The 16,955-nt window shown below is 38.3% G+C and carries 13 protein-coding genes; 7 read left to right on the top strand and 6 right to left on the bottom strand.

Annotation, left to right across the window (positions count from 1 at the left end):
* The first annotated feature begins 19 nt into the window (after positions 1-19).
* A complete protein-coding gene (locus LPB86_RS12420) occupies positions 20-3,142 on the top strand; it encodes a basic secretory protein-like protein (protein ID WP_230644251.1) in 3,123 nt (1,040 codons plus the stop codon).
* Between the two features lie 8 nt (positions 3,143-3,150).
* Here LPB86_RS12420 and LPB86_RS12415 read toward each other — a convergent pair whose 3' ends face one another.
* A complete protein-coding gene (locus LPB86_RS12415) occupies positions 3,151-3,495 on the bottom strand; it encodes a GIY-YIG nuclease family protein (RefSeq protein WP_230644249.1) in 345 nt (114 codons plus the stop codon).
* A 135-nt stretch (positions 3,496-3,630) separates the two neighbouring features.
* On the opposite strand from LPB86_RS12415, the gene LPB86_RS12410 reads away from it, so the two are divergent.
* The 5 genes from LPB86_RS12410 (at position 3,631) to rplT (ending at position 7,754) form a co-directional block, all read left to right on the top strand.
* Positions 3,631-4,410 carry a helix-turn-helix domain-containing protein gene (locus LPB86_RS12410; protein ID WP_230644247.1) on the top strand — a complete coding sequence of 260 codons (780 nt, stop codon included), beginning with the start codon at positions 3,631-3,633 and terminating at the stop codon, positions 4,408-4,410.
* A gap of 190 nt (positions 4,411-4,600) precedes the next feature.
* Complete coding sequence (gene thrS, locus LPB86_RS12405; protein WP_230644245.1) at positions 4,601-6,526, top strand: threonine--tRNA ligase; 1,926 nt, start codon at positions 4,601-4,603, stop codon at positions 6,524-6,526.
* Between the two features lie 13 nt (positions 6,527-6,539).
* Positions 6,540-7,109 (top strand): translation initiation factor IF-3, encoded by a 570-nt coding sequence (gene infC, locus LPB86_RS12400; RefSeq protein ID WP_230644243.1) that lies wholly within the window; start codon positions 6,540-6,542, stop codon positions 7,107-7,109.
* Positions 7,110-7,135: 26 nt separating this feature from the next.
* Complete coding sequence (gene rpmI / locus LPB86_RS12395) at positions 7,136-7,336, top strand: 50S ribosomal protein L35 (protein WP_230644241.1); 201 nt, start codon at positions 7,136-7,138, stop codon at positions 7,334-7,336.
* Between the two features lie 73 nt (positions 7,337-7,409).
* On the top strand, positions 7,410-7,754 hold the full coding sequence (gene rplT / locus LPB86_RS12390) for a 50S ribosomal protein L20 (RefSeq protein ID WP_230644239.1): 345 nt from the start codon (positions 7,410-7,412) through the stop codon (positions 7,752-7,754).
* 65 nt (positions 7,755-7,819) lie between these two features.
* Here the strand turns inward: rplT and LPB86_RS12385 are convergent, their stop codons facing one another.
* The 4 genes from LPB86_RS12385 to LPB86_RS12370 are packed head-to-tail and all read right to left on the bottom strand — an operon-like array spanning position 7,820 to position 12,515.
* Positions 7,820-8,557: a (Fe-S)-binding protein gene (locus LPB86_RS12385; RefSeq protein ID WP_230644237.1), complete on the bottom strand. Its 738-nt coding sequence runs from the start codon at positions 8,555-8,557 to the stop codon at positions 7,820-7,822.
* A gap of 11 nt (positions 8,558-8,568) precedes the next feature.
* Entirely contained in the window at positions 8,569-9,885 is a 1,317-nt protein-coding gene (locus LPB86_RS12380) for an MFS transporter (protein ID WP_230644235.1), read from the bottom strand.
* Positions 9,886-9,889: 4 nt separating this feature from the next.
* Positions 9,890-10,600, bottom strand: a complete 711-nt coding sequence (locus tag LPB86_RS12375; protein WP_230644233.1) for a head GIN domain-containing protein — start codon at positions 10,598-10,600, stop codon at positions 9,890-9,892.
* A gap of 22 nt (positions 10,601-10,622) precedes the next feature.
* A complete protein-coding gene (locus LPB86_RS12370) occupies positions 10,623-12,515 on the bottom strand; it encodes an ATP-dependent DNA helicase RecQ (protein WP_230644231.1) in 1,893 nt (630 codons plus the stop codon).
* A 69-nt stretch (positions 12,516-12,584) separates the two neighbouring features.
* On the opposite strand from LPB86_RS12370, the gene LPB86_RS12365 reads away from it, so the two are divergent.
* Positions 12,585-15,827, top strand: coding sequence for an amidohydrolase family protein (locus LPB86_RS12365; RefSeq protein WP_230644229.1), 3,243 nt, complete (start codon positions 12,585-12,587; stop codon positions 15,825-15,827).
* A gap of 2 nt (positions 15,828-15,829) precedes the next feature.
* On the opposite strand, the gene LPB86_RS12360 is transcribed toward LPB86_RS12365, so the two are convergent.
* On the bottom strand, positions 15,830-16,855 hold the full coding sequence (locus LPB86_RS12360; RefSeq protein ID WP_230644227.1) for a GntR family transcriptional regulator: 1,026 nt from the start codon (positions 16,853-16,855) through the stop codon (positions 15,830-15,832).
* Between the last annotated feature and the right edge of the window lie 100 nt (positions 16,856-16,955).

The following is a 16,955-nucleotide window of genomic DNA, read 5'->3' as shown; positions in this document are numbered from 1 at the left end:
ATGTAAAACATCTAAATTTATGAAGATAACTTTTACTTTTTACAGAGGACTTATTCCTTTATTTTTATTAATTATGTTATCTGTATTTTCCGTCCAGGCGCAGTATTTTGGGCAAAATAAGGTACGTTATAAAAATGAAAAATTTAAAGTACTGGAAACTCCGCATTTTGAAATTTACCATTATTTAAAGAATCCAAAGCTGCTGCAAAAAGTAGCACAGGACGCTGAAATATGGTATAAAATGCACCAGGAAATATTCAGGGATACTTTTTTGAAGAAAAACCCAATAATTCTATACAACAACTCTCCGGATTTCCAGCAAACTACAGCCTTAAACGGCGAAATTGGCATTGGAACGGGTGGTGTTACTGAGGCATTAAAGAACAGGGTTATTATGCCTGTAATGGAACTGGGGAGCCAAACAAGGCATGTACTTGGCCATGAATTGGTTCATGCTTTTCAATACCACACATTACTGGAAAAAGATTCCATGAGCCTTGAAAATGTAAGTCAGGTACCCTTATGGATGGTTGAAGGAATGGCAGAATACTTGTCAATTGGTAAAAAGGATGCTTTTACCTCCATGTGGATGCGCGATGCATTGCTAAACAGAGATGTTCCTTCTTTAAAAGACCTTACAAATTCAAATAAATACTTTCCTTATAGATACGGCCAGGCCTTTTGGACGTTTGTTGGCTCAGTTTACGGCGACAGCACAATTGTACCGTTATTTAAGGCAACTGCAAGATATGGCTATGAAAATGGCTTGAAATATACTTTTGGATATGACGACAAAGCATTTTCTGGCCTATGGAAGAATGCAATTGAATCTCACTACAGGCCCATGCTGAGAGCAGACAGTTCGCAAATAAAAATCAGTGGCACAAAGATTATCGACAACAAAAATGCCGGTAATATGAACGTGGCCCCGGCATTAAGCCCTGATGGAAAACTTCTCGCTTTCTTATCAGAAAAGGATCTTTTTGGAATAGACCTGTTTCTAGCTGATGCGAAAACCGGAAAAATCTTAAAAAAACTAAGCAGTCAAATTGCAAATTCTCATATTGATGATTTTAATTTTTTAGAATCCGCAGGTGCCTGGTCGCCAGACAGCAAGTCATTCGCCTTTAGCATTTTCAGTAAAGGAAGAAATAAACTCATGGTAATTGATGTGAATTCCGGCAAAACAAAACTAGTTACCGATATGGGTAAAGTGGAGCAGTTTGGAAACCTGACCTGGTCGCCAAATGGCAAAGAAATCGCCTTCTCTGGAATGGTTGAAGGCCAAAGCGACATTTTTTCCTACGATACTGATACTAAAATAATTACTCATATAACAGATGATATCTATTCTGATTATGCACCGAGTTATGCTCCTGATGGAAAAAAAATCATCTTTTCTTCTGACAGGGTTGCAGTAATGGCAAATAATCAGAATGCAGTGAACCCCATTAACCTTAGTATTTTTGACCTCGAGGAAAAGTCATTGACTAATGTCCCGGTTTTTAGTGGTGCAAATAATTTAAATGCACAATTTTCAGGAGATAGTAAAAGGATTTATTTTCTCTCTAACAGGGACGGCTTCCGGAACCTGTACGAATATGATTTAGCAAATCAAACTGCAAATCAACTTACGGATTATTTTACTGGCATTAGCGGAATAACAGAATTCTCTCCTGCCATTTCTGTATCAAGAACTGACGAGATTGTGTATAGTTATTATCGTTCTCAGCGCTATACATTATATAATGCTAAAATTAGCACCTTCAAACCTAAGCAGGTAGATGTTCAATCTACTAATTTTGACGCAGCTATTTTACCACCGCAAGTATCTACAGGTGTTGATGTCATCAATGCTAATCTTGGAAATTTCGCAAGGTTTGAGAGAACCAAGGCAGATTCTATGCGTATAATTCCTTACAAACCTAAATTTAAACTGGATTACCTTGCAAATAGTGGTGTAGGTATTTCAACCAGCAGGTTTGGAACTGGCGCGCAAGGTGGTGTAGTTGGTATGTTTAGTGATATACTGGGGCAAAATCAGATTATAGCCAATCTATCTGTAAATGGAGATATTTACGATGCCGGTGGTATGGTAGCTTACATTAATCAGCAAAACCGGATTAACTGGGGCTTTGCTTTGTCACATACTCCATATTTAAGCGGATTTAGAGAGATTGTAAAAACGACAATCCCGGTTGATGATCAGCAATTAAATGTTTTTGATGACCGTACAAATATTATACGCACGTTTGAACAGCAATTACAAGCATTTGGTGCCTATCCTTTTAACAAAGTACACCGCTTTGAAACTGGTGTTGCGGTTTCAAAATATAGTTACAGGGTAGACAGATTTAGTAATTACTATCAGGACATCAATGGTGTAATAGGCAATTATTTTGGATCTGATAGACAAAGGGTAGCTAATGAAGAGGCTTCAACCCAGTTGGGCACTCCATTGAAGCCTTTTTCAATTTTCCAGGTCAATGCGTCTTTTGTGGGAGACAATTCTATCTTCGGGCTGGCTGCACCTTTAGATGGTTTTAGATACAGAATTGGACTAGAACAGTATTTTGGTGACTATCAGTTTTATGCATTGAATTTTGATGTCAGAAAATATGTTAGAACCAAACCTTTTACCTTTGCTGCAAGAGCTTATACCTATATGCGGATGGGAGAACAAGGAGAGAACCTATATCCTTTATATGTAGGTTATCCTTATCTAATAAGGGGTTATGAGGCCACTTCTTTATACAATAACCAGAGCGCCGGTAATTTTGACATCAACCAACTATCAGGAAGTAAAATTGCGGTATTCAATTTTGAGCTGAGGCTTCCGTTTACCGGTCCTAAGAAACTGGCACAAATACCTTCTAATATATTATTTACGGATCTTAATATTTTCTTCGACGCAGGTCTTGCCTGGAATGAAGATTCAAAAATTGTATTTAAAGGACAGCCTGGTGATGATTTATTGCCAAATGGTACGCCACTGGAACGCGTACCCGCATTAAGTGCCGGCGTATCCTTAAGGGTAAACTTTTTCGGGGCTTTTGTACTGGAGCCTTATTATGCTTTTCCTTTTCAGCGTAAAGACGTAAAAGGTGGAGTATTTGGGTTAACCTTTGCACCGGGATGGTAAAGTATTGATCACGCACTCAGGGGTAAAATAACCTGAGTGCTGATTACCTTATTTATAATCAGATGTTCATAGTCCAACCCTATTGTTAAATCAATCCAATCCGGATTACATGACCGCACCAGTCTTTCCTTCTGCATTCTTGTAAATCTACTTACTACTTTAAAACGACTTAAAGCCTGCGCTTCTGTTTTAAATTCTTCAAAATAAACCAGACGGCTAAGCTGATGGCTTTTATCGAAAAACAAACTTGGCATCTGTTTGTAAAAATCCAGCGTTTTCATTAAGTCAGAACTCATTCCAACGTGAAGGTTAGTGCGGTTTCTATCGGTTACGATGTATACAAATTTCTTCATTGCTTTTAGTATAAATATGATCAAACTAATTTAGTTAGTACTTATATTTGCAAAGCGAATAAATATTACTAACTTTATTGGCACAATAATACTAACTTATTTAGTAAAAACAAATTATTTATAATATTTTATTTTATGTCAAATATATCCGCCAACCTAAAATACCTTCGCAAGAAAAAAGGGCTTACACAACAGCAATTCGCTGATGCTTTAGAAATTAAGAGATCACTTGTAGGTGCTTACGAAGAAGAACGAGCAGAACCTAAATATGACTTACTAAAAAAAATAGCTGAATATTACGAATTTTCAATTGATGAATTTATCAATGACACCATCAATGATAAATGGAAACCTAAAGCTAAAGCCCAAGGCTCTAACCTAAGGGTGCTTAGTATTTCTGTGGATAAAGATGACAATGAAAACATTGAATTAGTTCCTGTTAAAGCAAGTGCGGGATATCTTAACGGCTTTTCTGATCCGCAATACATCAAAGAACTTCCAAAATTTCAACTGCCCCTCCCCTCGCTAAGACAAGGAACGTTCAGGGCTTTTGAAATTATGGGTGATTCAATGCTGCCGATTCAACCGGGAAGTGTGATCATTGGTGAATACATCGAAAACTGGAATGACATTAAGGTGGGTGATACCTACGTGATCATCAGTAAAAATGAAGGTGTAGTATATAAGAGAGCTGGCAATCGCTTTAAAGAAAGTAAGGAGCTAAAATTAATTTCAGATAATAAAGTCTACGATGCTTATAGTATACCTGCAGACGACATATTGGAAATTTGGAAAGCGAAAGCTTATTTCAGCACCTCACTCCCGGACCCAACACCAGAACCAACCATAGAAACTTTAACGAGCATGATGTCGCAGATGCAAAAATCAATTTCTCAGCTGAATAAAAACAATTAATCTTAGAATATTTGTTACTCAATAGCCGTAATTCAAAATCCGGAAAAAACCTGAATTCCCCTCAAAGAACAATGAATTTTCAAGATATTAGGGCGTTAAAATTGCATTTTTTCATTAGCTTTGCGATTCAAAAATCACATTGTAGGTGATGGAAATATTCAATTTATTAATTTTTAAATCATAGTTGTAGATGATTAACATTACACTGCCTGACGGATCTGTCCGCCAGTATGATCAGGGCACTTCCGCCCATCAAATTGCTTTATCTATTTCAGAGGGCCTTGCCCGTAACGTACTTGCCGCAGAGGTAAATGGAGAAGTCTGGGATGCAAATCGCCAGATAGACACTGATGCTTCAGTAAAACTGCTTACCTGGAATGACCAGGCCGGCAAATCTACTTTTTGGCATTCCTCTGCCCATTTAATGGCAGAAGCCCTGGAAGCGCTCTACCCAGGTACTAAATTTGGAATTGGCCCTGCAATTGAAACAGGGTTTTATTACGATGTCGATTTTGGGGAAAAAGAATTTTCATCTGATGACTTCAAAGCCATTGAAAACAAAATGCTGGAACTGGCGAAACAAAAAGAAATTTTTGAGCGCAGTAGTGTCTCTAAAGCAGATGCTATTGCATATTTCACAGAAAAAGGCGATGAATATAAACTAGACCTTTTAGAAGGACTAGAGGATGGGAAAATTACATTCTATAAACAGGGATCTTTTACAGACCTGTGTCGTGGACCCCATATTCCAAACACGGGCTTCGTTAAAGCAATAAAACTGATGAATGTTGCGGGAGCTTACTGGCGTGGTGACGAAACAAAAAAACAGCTTACCCGTATTTATGGCGTTACTTTCCCTAAAGCAAGTGAGTTAACAGAATATCTTCATATGATTGAAGAAGCAAAAAAGAGGGATCACCGAAAACTCGGTAAAGAACTTGAACTGTTTGCTTTTTCTGAAAAGGTAGGTATGGGCTTGCCGTTATGGTTACCTAAAGGTGCTGCCTTACGCGAACGCTTAGTTCAGTTTTTAACCCGTGCACAGGGCAAAGCTGGCTACGAGCAAGTTGTTACACCACACATAGGTCATAAAAACCTGTACATCACTTCTGGTCATTACGAAAAGTATGGTAAGGACAGCTTTCAACCTATAAAAACACCACAAGAAGGTGAAGAATTTTTCTTGAAACCAATGAATTGTCCGCACCACTGCGAGATTTATAAGGTTAAACCACGTTCTTACAAAGACCTTCCATTACGCTTTGCAGAATTTGGAACAGTTTATCGTTATGAGCAAAGTGGAGAATTGCATGGTTTAACCCGTGTGCGTGGGTTTACTCAGGATGATGCGCATTTATTTTGCCGTCCTGATCAGGTAAAGGAAGAATTTAAGAAAGTTATTGACCTGGTACTTTATGTATTTAAGTCATTAGGTTTTAATGACTATATCGCTCAGGTGTCTTTGAGAGATCCTGATAACAAATCTAAATACATTGGTTCAGACGAGAACTGGCACCTTGCTGAGTCTGCTATTGTAGAAGCAGCTGAAGAAAAAGGGCTCCCTACTGTTGTTGAATATGGCGAAGCTGCATTTTATGGTCCTAAATTAGATTTTATGGTCAAAGATGCATTAGGTAGAAAATGGCAGCTTGGAACTATTCAGGTAGATTACAATTTACCTGAGCGTTTTGAACTGGAGTACACTGGTAGTGATAATGCAAAACACCGTCCGGTAATGATCCACCGTGCACCCTTTGGTTCACTTGAAAGATTTATTGCGGTGCTGATTGAACATTGTGCCGGTAATTTTCCACTTTGGCTTTCACCAGAGCAATTTATCATTCTTCCTATCTCAGAAAAATATGAAGAATATGCGAAAAAAGTTTCAGATGAACTAAATAATTCCGATATTCGCGGTTTGATTGACTTTCGGGATGAAAAGATTGGAAGGAAAATTAGAGATGCAGAGGTTAAAAAAATCCCTTATATGCTGATTATAGGCGAAAAAGAGATGGAAGATGGAAAGTTATCCGTGAGGAAACATGGAGAAGGAGATTTGGGAACAATGACTTTGCAAGAGTTTAGCGATTTATTAATAAAAGAAATAACAATTTAAATAACATACAAATTTGGCATTAGGCAGACCAGGATTTAACAGGGGACCACGTCCTCCTTTTAAGAAAAAAGAAGCAGAACATAATATTAATCAGTTTATCAGAGCCCAGGAGGTGAGATTAGCTGGAGATAATGTTGAACCAGGGATCTATCCTTTGGCAAAAGCTTTGGCCCTTGCTGATGAACTGGAACTGGATCTTGTAGAAATTTCTCCAAATGCGGTTCCACCAGTTTGCAGAATTATTGATTACAGTAAATTTGTTTACGAACAAAAGAAAAAGCAGAAGGAGATTAAATCTAATGCAAAGCAGACTGTAATTAAAGAAATTCGTTTTGGTCCGAATACCAATGATCACGACTTTCAATTTAAACTAAAGCATGCTGTTAGTTTTCTTGAAAATGGTGAAAAGGTACGTGCCTATGTTCACTTTAAAGGAAGGGCAATTGTTTATAAAGAGCAGGGAGAGATTCTTTTGCTTAAATTTGCCCAGGCTTTAGAAGATATTGGTAAAGTTGAACTGTTACCAAAATTAGAGGGAAAACGTATGTTTTTAACGCTGGCCCCGAAAGTTGCAAAAAAATAAATAAGTTACATAAATAAACACAGGTTATGCCAAAAATGAAGACCAATTCCAGTGCTAAAAAGCGTTTTTCGCTTACTGGAACAGGTAAAATCGCAAGAAAGAACGCATACAAAAGTCACATCTTAACAAAGATGTCTACTAAACGTAAGCGTAATTTAGGTCACACCTCAATGGTGTCAACAGCTGATATGGGCAACGTTAAGCGTATGCTTGCCATCGGTAAATAATTAATTTTTAACCAGGTACCCGGTAGTAAGTTTGCTGAAATACGCAACACCGTTTATCAAAAAACAACACACTATGCCACGTTCGGTAAACGCAGTAGCTTCGAGAAGAAGAAGGAAAAAAGTCCTAAATATGGCCAAAGGCTATTGGGGATCAAGGAGTAAAGTATTCACTGTAGCTAAAAATACAGTAGAAAAAGGTTTGCAATATGCATACCGTGACCGTAAGGTTAAGAAAAGAGAATTCCGTGGATTGTGGATTCAGCGTATCAATGCTGGAGCTCGTCAATATGGTATTTCTTACTCTCAGTTTATTGGTAAATTAGCAGCTAAAAATATTGGCCTGAACCGTAAAGTTCTTGCTGATTTAGCAATGAACCATCCAGATGCTTTCAAAGCTGTAATTGATGCAGTAAAATAATAACTTATTTGTTATAAAAAAGGGGACTAATTATTTAGCTCCCCTTTTTTTATGCTTAAAGAATATTAATACTCCGTACTTTCCAACCAGCCATGTGTCAATACATCTGCAATATGCATGGTCTTTAATGGGATCTGATGTTTATCGATATATCCCTGCAAATGCATTAAACAAGATAAATCTGTTGAAATGATATAGTCTACTTCCTGTGCCAAGGCATTATTAACCTTTTGTTCAGCCATTGCTGAAGATATGGCATCAAACTTCACAGAAAATGTCCCTCCAAATCCACAACACATATCTGTATCTTTCATTTCTACCATCTCCAGGCCATGTACTTTAGACAATAACAATCTGGGTTCTTCTTTAATTTTACACTCCCTCAGTCCACTGCAGGAATCATGGTAAACAGCCTTACCTTCCAGCTCGGCACCGAAATAATCCCGCTTTAAGATGTTAACTAAAAAATCAGAAAGTTCAAAAATATTAGCTTGTATGCTTCGGCACCTGTTATGTACAATAGTATTTGTAAACAAATCATTGTAACCACTTTTAACCATCCCTACACAAGATGCGGAAGGGGCAACAATATATTTGGAATCTGAAAAATCGTTTAAAAATTTATTGCCGGTAATTTTAGCTTCTTCCCAATATCCGGCATTATAACCAGGCTGCCCACAGCAGGTCTGACTGGAATTGTAGCTTACTTTACAGCCTGCTTTTTCCAGAATCTTAATGGTATTAAAGGCTGTTTCCGGATATAATTGATCGACAAAGCAGGGTACAAATAATTCTATATTCATCTATTATATTTTTAGACTAATTGCTGCGTATCACCAGCCGATTTGGTTGGAACCCGCTTAAGCAGCATCAAAAATACCAATCCTAAAACAAAAAACAGGATTAATAATAGTATGGAATTTCTCATACTGCCGGTAAACTCCTCAATAAATCCAAAACCAACTAGTCCTGCAACAATAGCAAGCTTTTCAGTCACGTCATAAAAACTAAAAAAAGAAGCCGTATCAGCAGAGTTTTCCGGGATAAATTTCGAGTATGTAGATCTGGATAAGGACTGAATTCCCCCCATTACTAAGCCTACAAATGCAGCAACGATATAAAATTCAAGAGCTGTCGTTGTAAAATAGGCGCAAATACAAACAGCTATCCAAATAATGACCACAGCAATTAAAACACTAACATTTCCATAAATATCAGACAGCCTTGACATCAGCGTTGCACCTCCAATAGCAACCAACTGAATAATTAAGATGACCTGAATAAGCGCTTCTGTAGGCATTTCCAACTCCTTGGCGGCAAAGCCTGTAGCAACTAGCATTATGGTTTGTACGCCCATGCTATAAAAGAAAAATGAAGGTAAAAATCGCTTTAATTCCGGCATGTTTTTAACTTTTCTCCATACTTGAGCTAATTCAATAAATCCTCCCTTGATAATGTTATGCGTATGGGGCTGTGCATTCGGACTTCCCTTCGGCAATATCCTAAATGGAATGAGCGCAAAACCAATCCACCATATCCCAACAAGTAAGAAGGACAATTGTGCCGCACTAGACTCAGTCATACCGAATACAGCTGGCCGGAGTACAAAGACAAAACAAATCAGCTGCAAAATAACACTGCCAATGTAACCATAGGTAAAACCTTTTGCACTAACTTTATTTTGCATATCTGCAGAAGCGATTTCCGGAAGATAAGAGTTATAAAATACGAAGCCACCAGAGTATCCTATGGCAGCAAGAGCAAAACAAAAAATGCCCCATTCTAAAGTATTTGAATTAAGGAAATATAATCCGCAACAGGCAGCAGAACCAATTATAGTGAAGAACTGCATGAAAACTTTTTTATTGCCTCGGTAATCTGCGATGGAAGACAACACTGGCAACAACAGCGCAATAATGAGGTAAGCAGCCGCAAGTGCGTAATCAGCCAGTGCAGTATTTACAAAACGCTGTCCAAAAAATTCCACCGTATTGCCATTGGCCTTATTAGTAGTAACCGCTACATAATAAGCCGGAAATATAGTGGAAGTGATGACCAGGTTATAGGCGGAGTTTGCCCAATCAAAAAAAGCCCAGGCACGAATAACTTTCTTATCATTTTTTTGCTTCATAAACTTAATTAGCCTTTTCTAGTTTGCCTATACCGTTCTTTTTTTCTTCAATCTTTTTTGGGCTTCCTTTATAATATATTTCACTTGCCCCATTTGTTTTCACTTTTAACTCATTTAAAACATTAATATTGGATTTTCCCACACCCTCTATATTTAAATCATATAATCCAGAAACGAAATTAAATGCATTAAGTTCAATTGCGCCTTTAGATTTAAATTCATGTTTACCAGTCTGCCCGGAAAGGCTAATTTTTGATTTACCATTTACTTCAGTTTTTAGCTGTGCGGCATCCAAATTAAGGGTAAGCGCTGTTGTATCTGAAAGTTTAACTTTCAATTCTCCAACGTGTACAATTCCGGAGCTAAAAACCTGGCTTCTATTTTCGACTTCAAGTTCCTTTAACTCCCCTATTCCTGCATGCACAACAATAGAATCCTGACCACAATATTTTCCTGGATCCAGGGATATTTTTAGTTCGCCTCCACTAACCTCAGTTTTAATTTGGTCTATAATGTTAGAATCTGCTGAGAGCTGCAAAGTATAACTACTATCTTGTTTTATAACCAATTTTAAAGGACCACTAACTTTAATTTCGTCAAAAACTTTTAGGCTAACATCTTTATTAATGTGTATACCAGAATCTTCCAGGCATTTAGATTTACAGGCGGCAAACACGACCGGAACAAACAACATCAGGATGGATAACTTTTTCATAGGGATATATTTTAACAATTTGCTAAAGGTAATAATTCTTACTATCTGTTTTAATTTTACCGGCATCCATTAAAACACGTATTCTTTCCAGGCGTTCGGTTTCTGAACCACTTTTTAGCGAACTTAACAATACATCTAGGCTAATGGGACCTGTTTGTAGGAGCGAAGCTATTTCAAAATCTATTTTTGAAATTAAGTCTGCCAGGTCCTCCCGTTTCTTTTCTGCCAAACAAATGTCACACACACCACATTTAGGGGCATGGAGCTCATCAAAGTAAGCAAGCAACTGTACACTACGGCATACTTGCTGCTCGGTATAACTTAGTACTGCGTTAATTTGATCTGCCTGGATCTTTTTACGTAAGGCAATATATTTGGTATCTATATCCAGGTGTACTAAATCTGTTCTGGGTAATATCCACTGCAATTGCGGTTCATCTGTTTGAGGTAAATAAGATAGTAATTCTCTTTCCTGTAATTTATTCAGCAACGTAATTACCATATTATATGATACTGCAAGGCGCTTGGCAATGTCATATTCATTTATTTTCACATATTGATCAAAAGAGCCACCGTAGGAGCGCAAGATGGTTTTTATAAGAGGATCGTAGCCTGCATTTTCAATTTGAAAGCGATACAGATCTTCGTGATTAGCAGTAAAAAGCACTCTTGATTGTAAAAATATATTTTCAGATAAAGTGACATAACCATCGTGTTCCAGAAATTTTAAGGCTGCCATTGTTTTAATTACCCCAACATCAAAGCGTTTACAAAAATCTGCCAGATCAAATGGAAAGGTAACACCCTGTCCCGCCCCATATGCAAGCTGATAATAATTTCCGAGGTAATGGTAAACTTTCTTGATATCATCAACAGAAGGAAAGCTTTCTGTATATTTAGCTTTTAAAGCAAGCTGATCAGATTTGTTAGCAAGCAATACGCCATATGCGCGTTTTTCATCCCTGCCCGCTCTGCCGGCTTCCTGATAGTAAGCTTCCAGGCTTTCTGGTAAATCCAAATGCACTACATAACGTACATCAGGCTTATCAATGCCCATTCCAAAAGCGTTTGTAGCCACCATCACGCTAATTTTATTTGTTTTCCATGTCTCCTGTTTCCTTGACCTTTCCTTGGGTTCCAGGCCAGCATGATAAAAATCAGCTGCAATTCCATTACGCTTTAAAAAAAAAGCCACCTCAGCAGTTTCTCTCCTGTTACGAACATATACCAGGCCACTCCCTCCAACGTTTTTGATCACATTAATGAGCTTTTTATATTTATCCTCCAGATCAAATACTACGTAGCTTAAGTTTTTCCGGGCAAAACTTTTCACAAAAATCTTGTGGTTCTTAAATTCGAGTTTTTCTATGATGTCATTCCTCACAAATGCCGTTGCAGTGGCTGTAAGTGCAATAACAGGCACGCCAGGAAGTATTTCACGGAGGGCCGCCAGTTGAAGGTAAGGCGGCCTAAAATCATAACCCCACTGAGAAATACAATGTGCTTCATCAACAGCGATTAAGTTTACTTTCATGTAGGAGATCCTCACTTTTACCAAATCACTTAATAAACGTTCGGGCGAAAGGTATAGAAATTTAATATTGCCGTATATGCAATTGTCAAGCAGGATGTCTATTTCTCGCTTTCCCATACCCGCATAAATAGCTATCGCTTCTATACCTCTGGCCTGTAAATTCTCTACCTGATCTTTCATCAGGGCAATTAATGGCGAAATGACAATACAAATACCTTCCCTCAATAATGCAGGAACCTGAAAACACAATGATTTACCACCTCCGGTAGGTAACAAAGCCAATGTATCATGCCCTGCAATAACAGAATCAATGATATCTTCCTGTAATGGCCTGAAGACATCAAATCCCCAGAAATGCTTTAAAATCTCGGCTTTATTCATAAAAGGTATTCATCAAAACTATAAAAATGAACTGATATTATTAAATTGCGCATCAATATGACATGCCAGATGAGAAACTACATACTTATTACACTCCTGCTTTCTACACTACAAACAGTAACTGCGCAGGAAAGTTCCAAATGGGACGTTGAGAAATATAGAGGAACCACAAAAACTTTTAGTATCAATACAGATGAAGGCACCTGGATGAACCTTGATGTTAGTCCGGACGGAACCGAAATCGTATTTGATTTACTCGGAGACATCTATTCAATTCCAATTACAGGTGGCACTGCAAAATTACTGAGTGCGGGTGTAGCCTGGGATATACAACCAAGATTTAGTCCTAACGGAAAATTCATTTCTTATACCAGTGACAAATCTGGGGGAGACAACGTATGGATAATGAATCGGGATGGTTCAAACAAAAAACAAATCACAAAGGAAACTTTTCGGTTACTAAACAATGCGGCCTGGATGCCCGGTAGCGATTATTTGGTTGCCCGTAAGCATTTCACAGGGACACGTTCTCTTGGTGCAGGAGAAATGTGGATGTATAACATTTATGGCGGTGACGGTGTGCAGCTTACCAAGCGCAAAAATGACCAGCAAGATGCAGGAGAACCAAACATTTCTGCTGATGGTAAGTATTTATACTTTAGTGAGGATGTATCTCCAGGGCCAACTTTCCAATACAGTAAAGACCCCAATGGAATTATCTATGCCATCAGGCAATTGGATTTAAATACTGGAAAAATCAAAAACCTTATTGAAGAACAAGGCGGAGCGGCAAGGCCACAAATCTCTCCAGACGGCAGCCAAATGGCTTATGTTAAGCGCGTGCGTTTAAAAACGGCCTTGTATGTACAAAACATTAAAACCGGCGAAGAATGGCCACTTTACGAAGACCTTTCCCGGGACCAGCAGGAAACCTGGGCAATTTTTGGAGTATATCCAAACTTTGCCTGGACACCAGATGGCAAAAACATTATATTTTATGCCAGAGGCAAAATAAAAAACATCAACTTATCCAGCTTATCCATAACAGATATTCCGTTCCAGGTTACTACGAATCAAACTGTTCAGCAGGCGCTCCATTTTCCTCAGGAAGTGTTTAAAGATGATATCAACATTAAGATGATCCGCCAGCTTAGTACTTCACCGGATGGCAAAACAGTAGTATTTAATGCTGCTGGCTTCCTGTATAAGAAAGAATTACCAGCTGGTGTACCAGAAAGATTAACAAACGGTAGTGATTTTGAATTTGAGCCTAGTTTTAGTCCCGACGGAAAATCAATAATATATACCACCTGGAGCGACGAATTTAAAGGCTCTATTAAAAAAGCAGATTTAAAATCTGGCAGAACAACCACGCTGACTGATGAAAAAGGATTTTATTATTCACCTTCTTTTTCTAATAAAGGAGATAAAATTGTGTACAGAAAAGGCAGTGGAAATGAGGTATTAGGTTTTTCTTATGGAAAAAACACAGGTATCTATATCATGCCATCTAACGGCGGAAACCCAGATCTGATTTCAGAAAGCGGGATTAAACCACAATTTAATACGGATGACAGCAGGATATATTTTCAGTCTAACGAAAATGGAAAAAAAGCTTTCAAAAGTATTAGCATCAATGGAAACCAGGAGCGTACGCATTATACTTCGACCTATGCTACACAATTTACACCAAGTCCGGATGGTAAATGGATGGCTTTTACAGAGCTTTTCAATAGCTATGTGACGCCGATGGTTACCATTGGCTCGGCCCTGGAATTATCTGCTTCTAATGGTTCAATTCCCTTAACGCGGGTTACCAAAGATGCGGGCACTTACCTGCACTGGACTGCAGATAGCAAAAAATTATGCTGGACACTTGGAGGACAATATTTTAGCAGGGAACTCAAAAATTCCTTCACTTTTCTGGAGGGCTCGCCATCAGTATTGCCTCAGGCAGATTCTACTGGGATCAGCATTGGCTTAAAATTAAAATCAGATCGTCCTGATGGAATAATTGCACTTAAGGGTGCAAGAATAATTACGATGAAAGGTGAGCAGGTTATTGAAGAAGGAACCATTGTGGTAGAAAACAATAAAATTACAGCTGTTGGAAAAGCAGCAGAGGTAATTATTCCTGCTAGCGCAAAAGTTATAGATGTAACCGGAAAAACAATTATGCCGGGAATGATTGATGTACATGCACACCTGCATACCAGCCCTGATGGGATCAGTCCTCAGCAAGACTGGGCATACCTGGCAAACCTTGCTTTTGGCGTTACTACTGCTCATGATCCATCCAGTAATACAGAAATGGTTTTTAGCCAGTCAGAAATGATTAAAGCCGGGCGTATCACAGGTCCGCGCTTATATTCTACAGGTTCTATTTTATATGGGGCAGATGGCGATTTCAAAGTAGTCATTAACAGTCTTGATGATGCACTTTCACATTTAAGAAGATTAAAGGCCGCCGGCGCTTTTTCAGTAAAGTCATACAATCAACCACGCAGGTCACAACGTCAGCAAATTCTGGAAGCTGCCAGACAACTGAAAATGGAAGTGGTACCTGAAGGTGGTTCAACATTTTTCACCAATATGAACATGATTGCAGATGGCCATACGGGAATTGAACACAGCATACCTGTTGCACCTGTTTATAAAGATGTGATCTCCTTTTGGAACAATACCAGCGTTGCTTACACCCCTACATTAATTGTTGCTTATGGAGGGCAATGGGGAGAAAATTACTGGTACGACCGTACAAATGTATGGGAAAATGAACGTTTGCTTGCCTTTACACCAAGATCTATAGTTGATCAGCGTTCCAGAAGAAGAACTACTTCTGAATATGGCGACTATAACCACATAGATATTTCAAAAGCAGCGAAACAAATTGCTGATGGCGGCACCAAGGTAAATTTAGGCGCACACGGACAATTACAAGGCTTGGGCGCGCATTGGGAGCTTTGGATGTTGGTACAGGGCGGCATGAGCCCTTTAAGCGCAATTAAATGTGCTACGGTAAATGGGGCAGAATATCTTGGGATGAGTAAAGAAATTGGTTCATTAGAAACAGGTAAGCTTGCAGATCTGGTGATTATGGAAGACAACCCTCTGGATGACATCCGCAATTCTGAAAAAATTAAATATGTAATGATTAACGGACGTTTGTTTGATAGTCTGTCTATGAATGAAATTGGCAGCAGAGAGAAGTTACGCGGTAAACTATGGTTTGAAATGGGCAAAGGAACTGGTTACAACATGCCGGCCCAGGGATCAGAAACCTGGATCTTTACCACTCCTGATTGCGATTAAGATTATAATGATTTTCTAAGAGTCACTTTAAAGGGTACGGCAATGTGCTGGCAGGAAGGATTAAGCACCTCTTCTGCCGCCATTTTGCCCATCATTTCAAAATTTGTTGAAATGGTGGTAATACCATTTAAAATAACACGTTTTATGGGGGTTTCATTGTAAGAAATTAAACCAACGTCTACTCCTGCCGTTAATCCAGAATTGATCATCATTTCAATAAGTTCAACAAGATCGTCTTCCGTTAAAGTGATATAGCCTGTTCCCTGGTTTATCACCTCATCTTTTACGTAGGTAATCATATCGTAATCAAAAGCGTACTGCCTGCAAAAACGCTTAAAGCCCTTTAATATTTCTTTGGAGTGATAACTGTCTTGAGGAAAAATTATTTTAAGGGTGTGGTATTTGCACAACTGTTCCAGAAGCTGCTCCAGGGCGCTGTAAATGTCATTTTCAAAATCCTGATAAATCGAAGAGAAATTACCTGTAACGCCCTTTACCAGCTTATCCAGCAAGATCAATTTTTCTCTTGGTATGGTATTGATCATCTCGTATGCCCTGTCGCTGTTTTCAAGAAAATGAGGTACAATAACAAATTTAGCATAACTGTTTACCTTTTCAGAGATCAGCTTTTTGAAGATATTAAAGTCGTTATTGTAGACATAAAAATCTACAGCGGCGCTATTGCCCAAAGCATCAACAAAAGCATCATAAACAATTTTCTTATGTCCGCTTAGCTTGTTAAAAAGCAATAAGGTTTTTACAGGCTGTTCAAATTGGTCTTGTGCAATAAAAAATCCTTTACCAGCAACAGAGGTAACAATACCAGCCTTTTTTAAGGTATTATAAGTCTTTTCAACAGAATTTCTGGAAAGGTCCAGCGCTACACAAAAATCATTGATGGAAGGTAGCTGATCATCCTTTACAATCTGGCCAGATTCAATTCCCTGCATAATGGCATTAACCAATTGCCGGTATTTCGGCGTACTGGAATACTCATCAATGTGTACAATTTTCAGGTAATTCTTCATCAAACTATTTTACCATACCGTAAATTCGATTCAAAAATAAGTTTCTTTTCTCAATAGAACACCTTTTTTAGAAAAACACTTGTCAGCTAAGTTTGTTGTT

Source organism: Pedobacter sp. MC2016-14 (assembly GCF_020991475.1).
Taxonomy (GTDB): Bacteria; Bacteroidota; Bacteroidia; order Sphingobacteriales; family Sphingobacteriaceae; genus Pedobacter.
This window is presented reverse-complemented; position numbering and strand designations above follow the sequence as displayed.

Bases quoted from the DNA above. Each gene is read 5' to 3' on its own strand.
- LPB86_RS12360 (WP_230644227.1), bottom strand. From the start codon at position 16,855: ATGAAGAATTACCTGAAAATTGTACACATTGATGAGTATTCCAGTACG.
- LPB86_RS12370 (WP_230644231.1), bottom strand. From the start codon at position 12,515: ATGAATAAAGCCGAGATTTTAAAGCATTTCTGGGGATTTGATGTCTTC.
- LPB86_RS12410 (WP_230644247.1), top strand. From the start codon at position 3,631: ATGTCAAATATATCCGCCAACCTAAAATACCTTCGCAAGAAAAAAGGG.
- rpmI (WP_230644241.1), top strand. From the start codon at position 7,136: ATGCCAAAAATGAAGACCAATTCCAGTGCTAAAAAGCGTTTTTCGCTT.
- LPB86_RS12375 (WP_230644233.1), bottom strand. From the start codon at position 10,600: ATGAAAAAGTTATCCATCCTGATGTTGTTTGTTCCGGTCGTGTTTGCC.
- LPB86_RS12415 (WP_230644249.1), bottom strand. From the start codon at position 3,495: ATGAAGAAATTTGTATACATCGTAACCGATAGAAACCGCACTAACCTT.
- LPB86_RS12380 (WP_230644235.1), bottom strand. From the start codon at position 9,885: ATGAAGCAAAAAAATGATAAGAAAGTTATTCGTGCCTGGGCTTTTTTT.
- LPB86_RS12365 (WP_230644229.1), top strand. From the start codon at position 12,585: ATGAGAAACTACATACTTATTACACTCCTGCTTTCTACACTACAAACA.
- rplT (WP_230644239.1), top strand. From the start codon at position 7,410: ATGCCACGTTCGGTAAACGCAGTAGCTTCGAGAAGAAGAAGGAAAAAA.
- LPB86_RS12420 (WP_230644251.1), top strand. From the start codon at position 20: ATGAAGATAACTTTTACTTTTTACAGAGGACTTATTCCTTTATTTTTA.
- thrS (WP_230644245.1), top strand. From the start codon at position 4,601: ATGATTAACATTACACTGCCTGACGGATCTGTCCGCCAGTATGATCAG.
- LPB86_RS12385 (WP_230644237.1), bottom strand. From the start codon at position 8,557: ATGAATATAGAATTATTTGTACCCTGCTTTGTCGATCAATTATATCCG.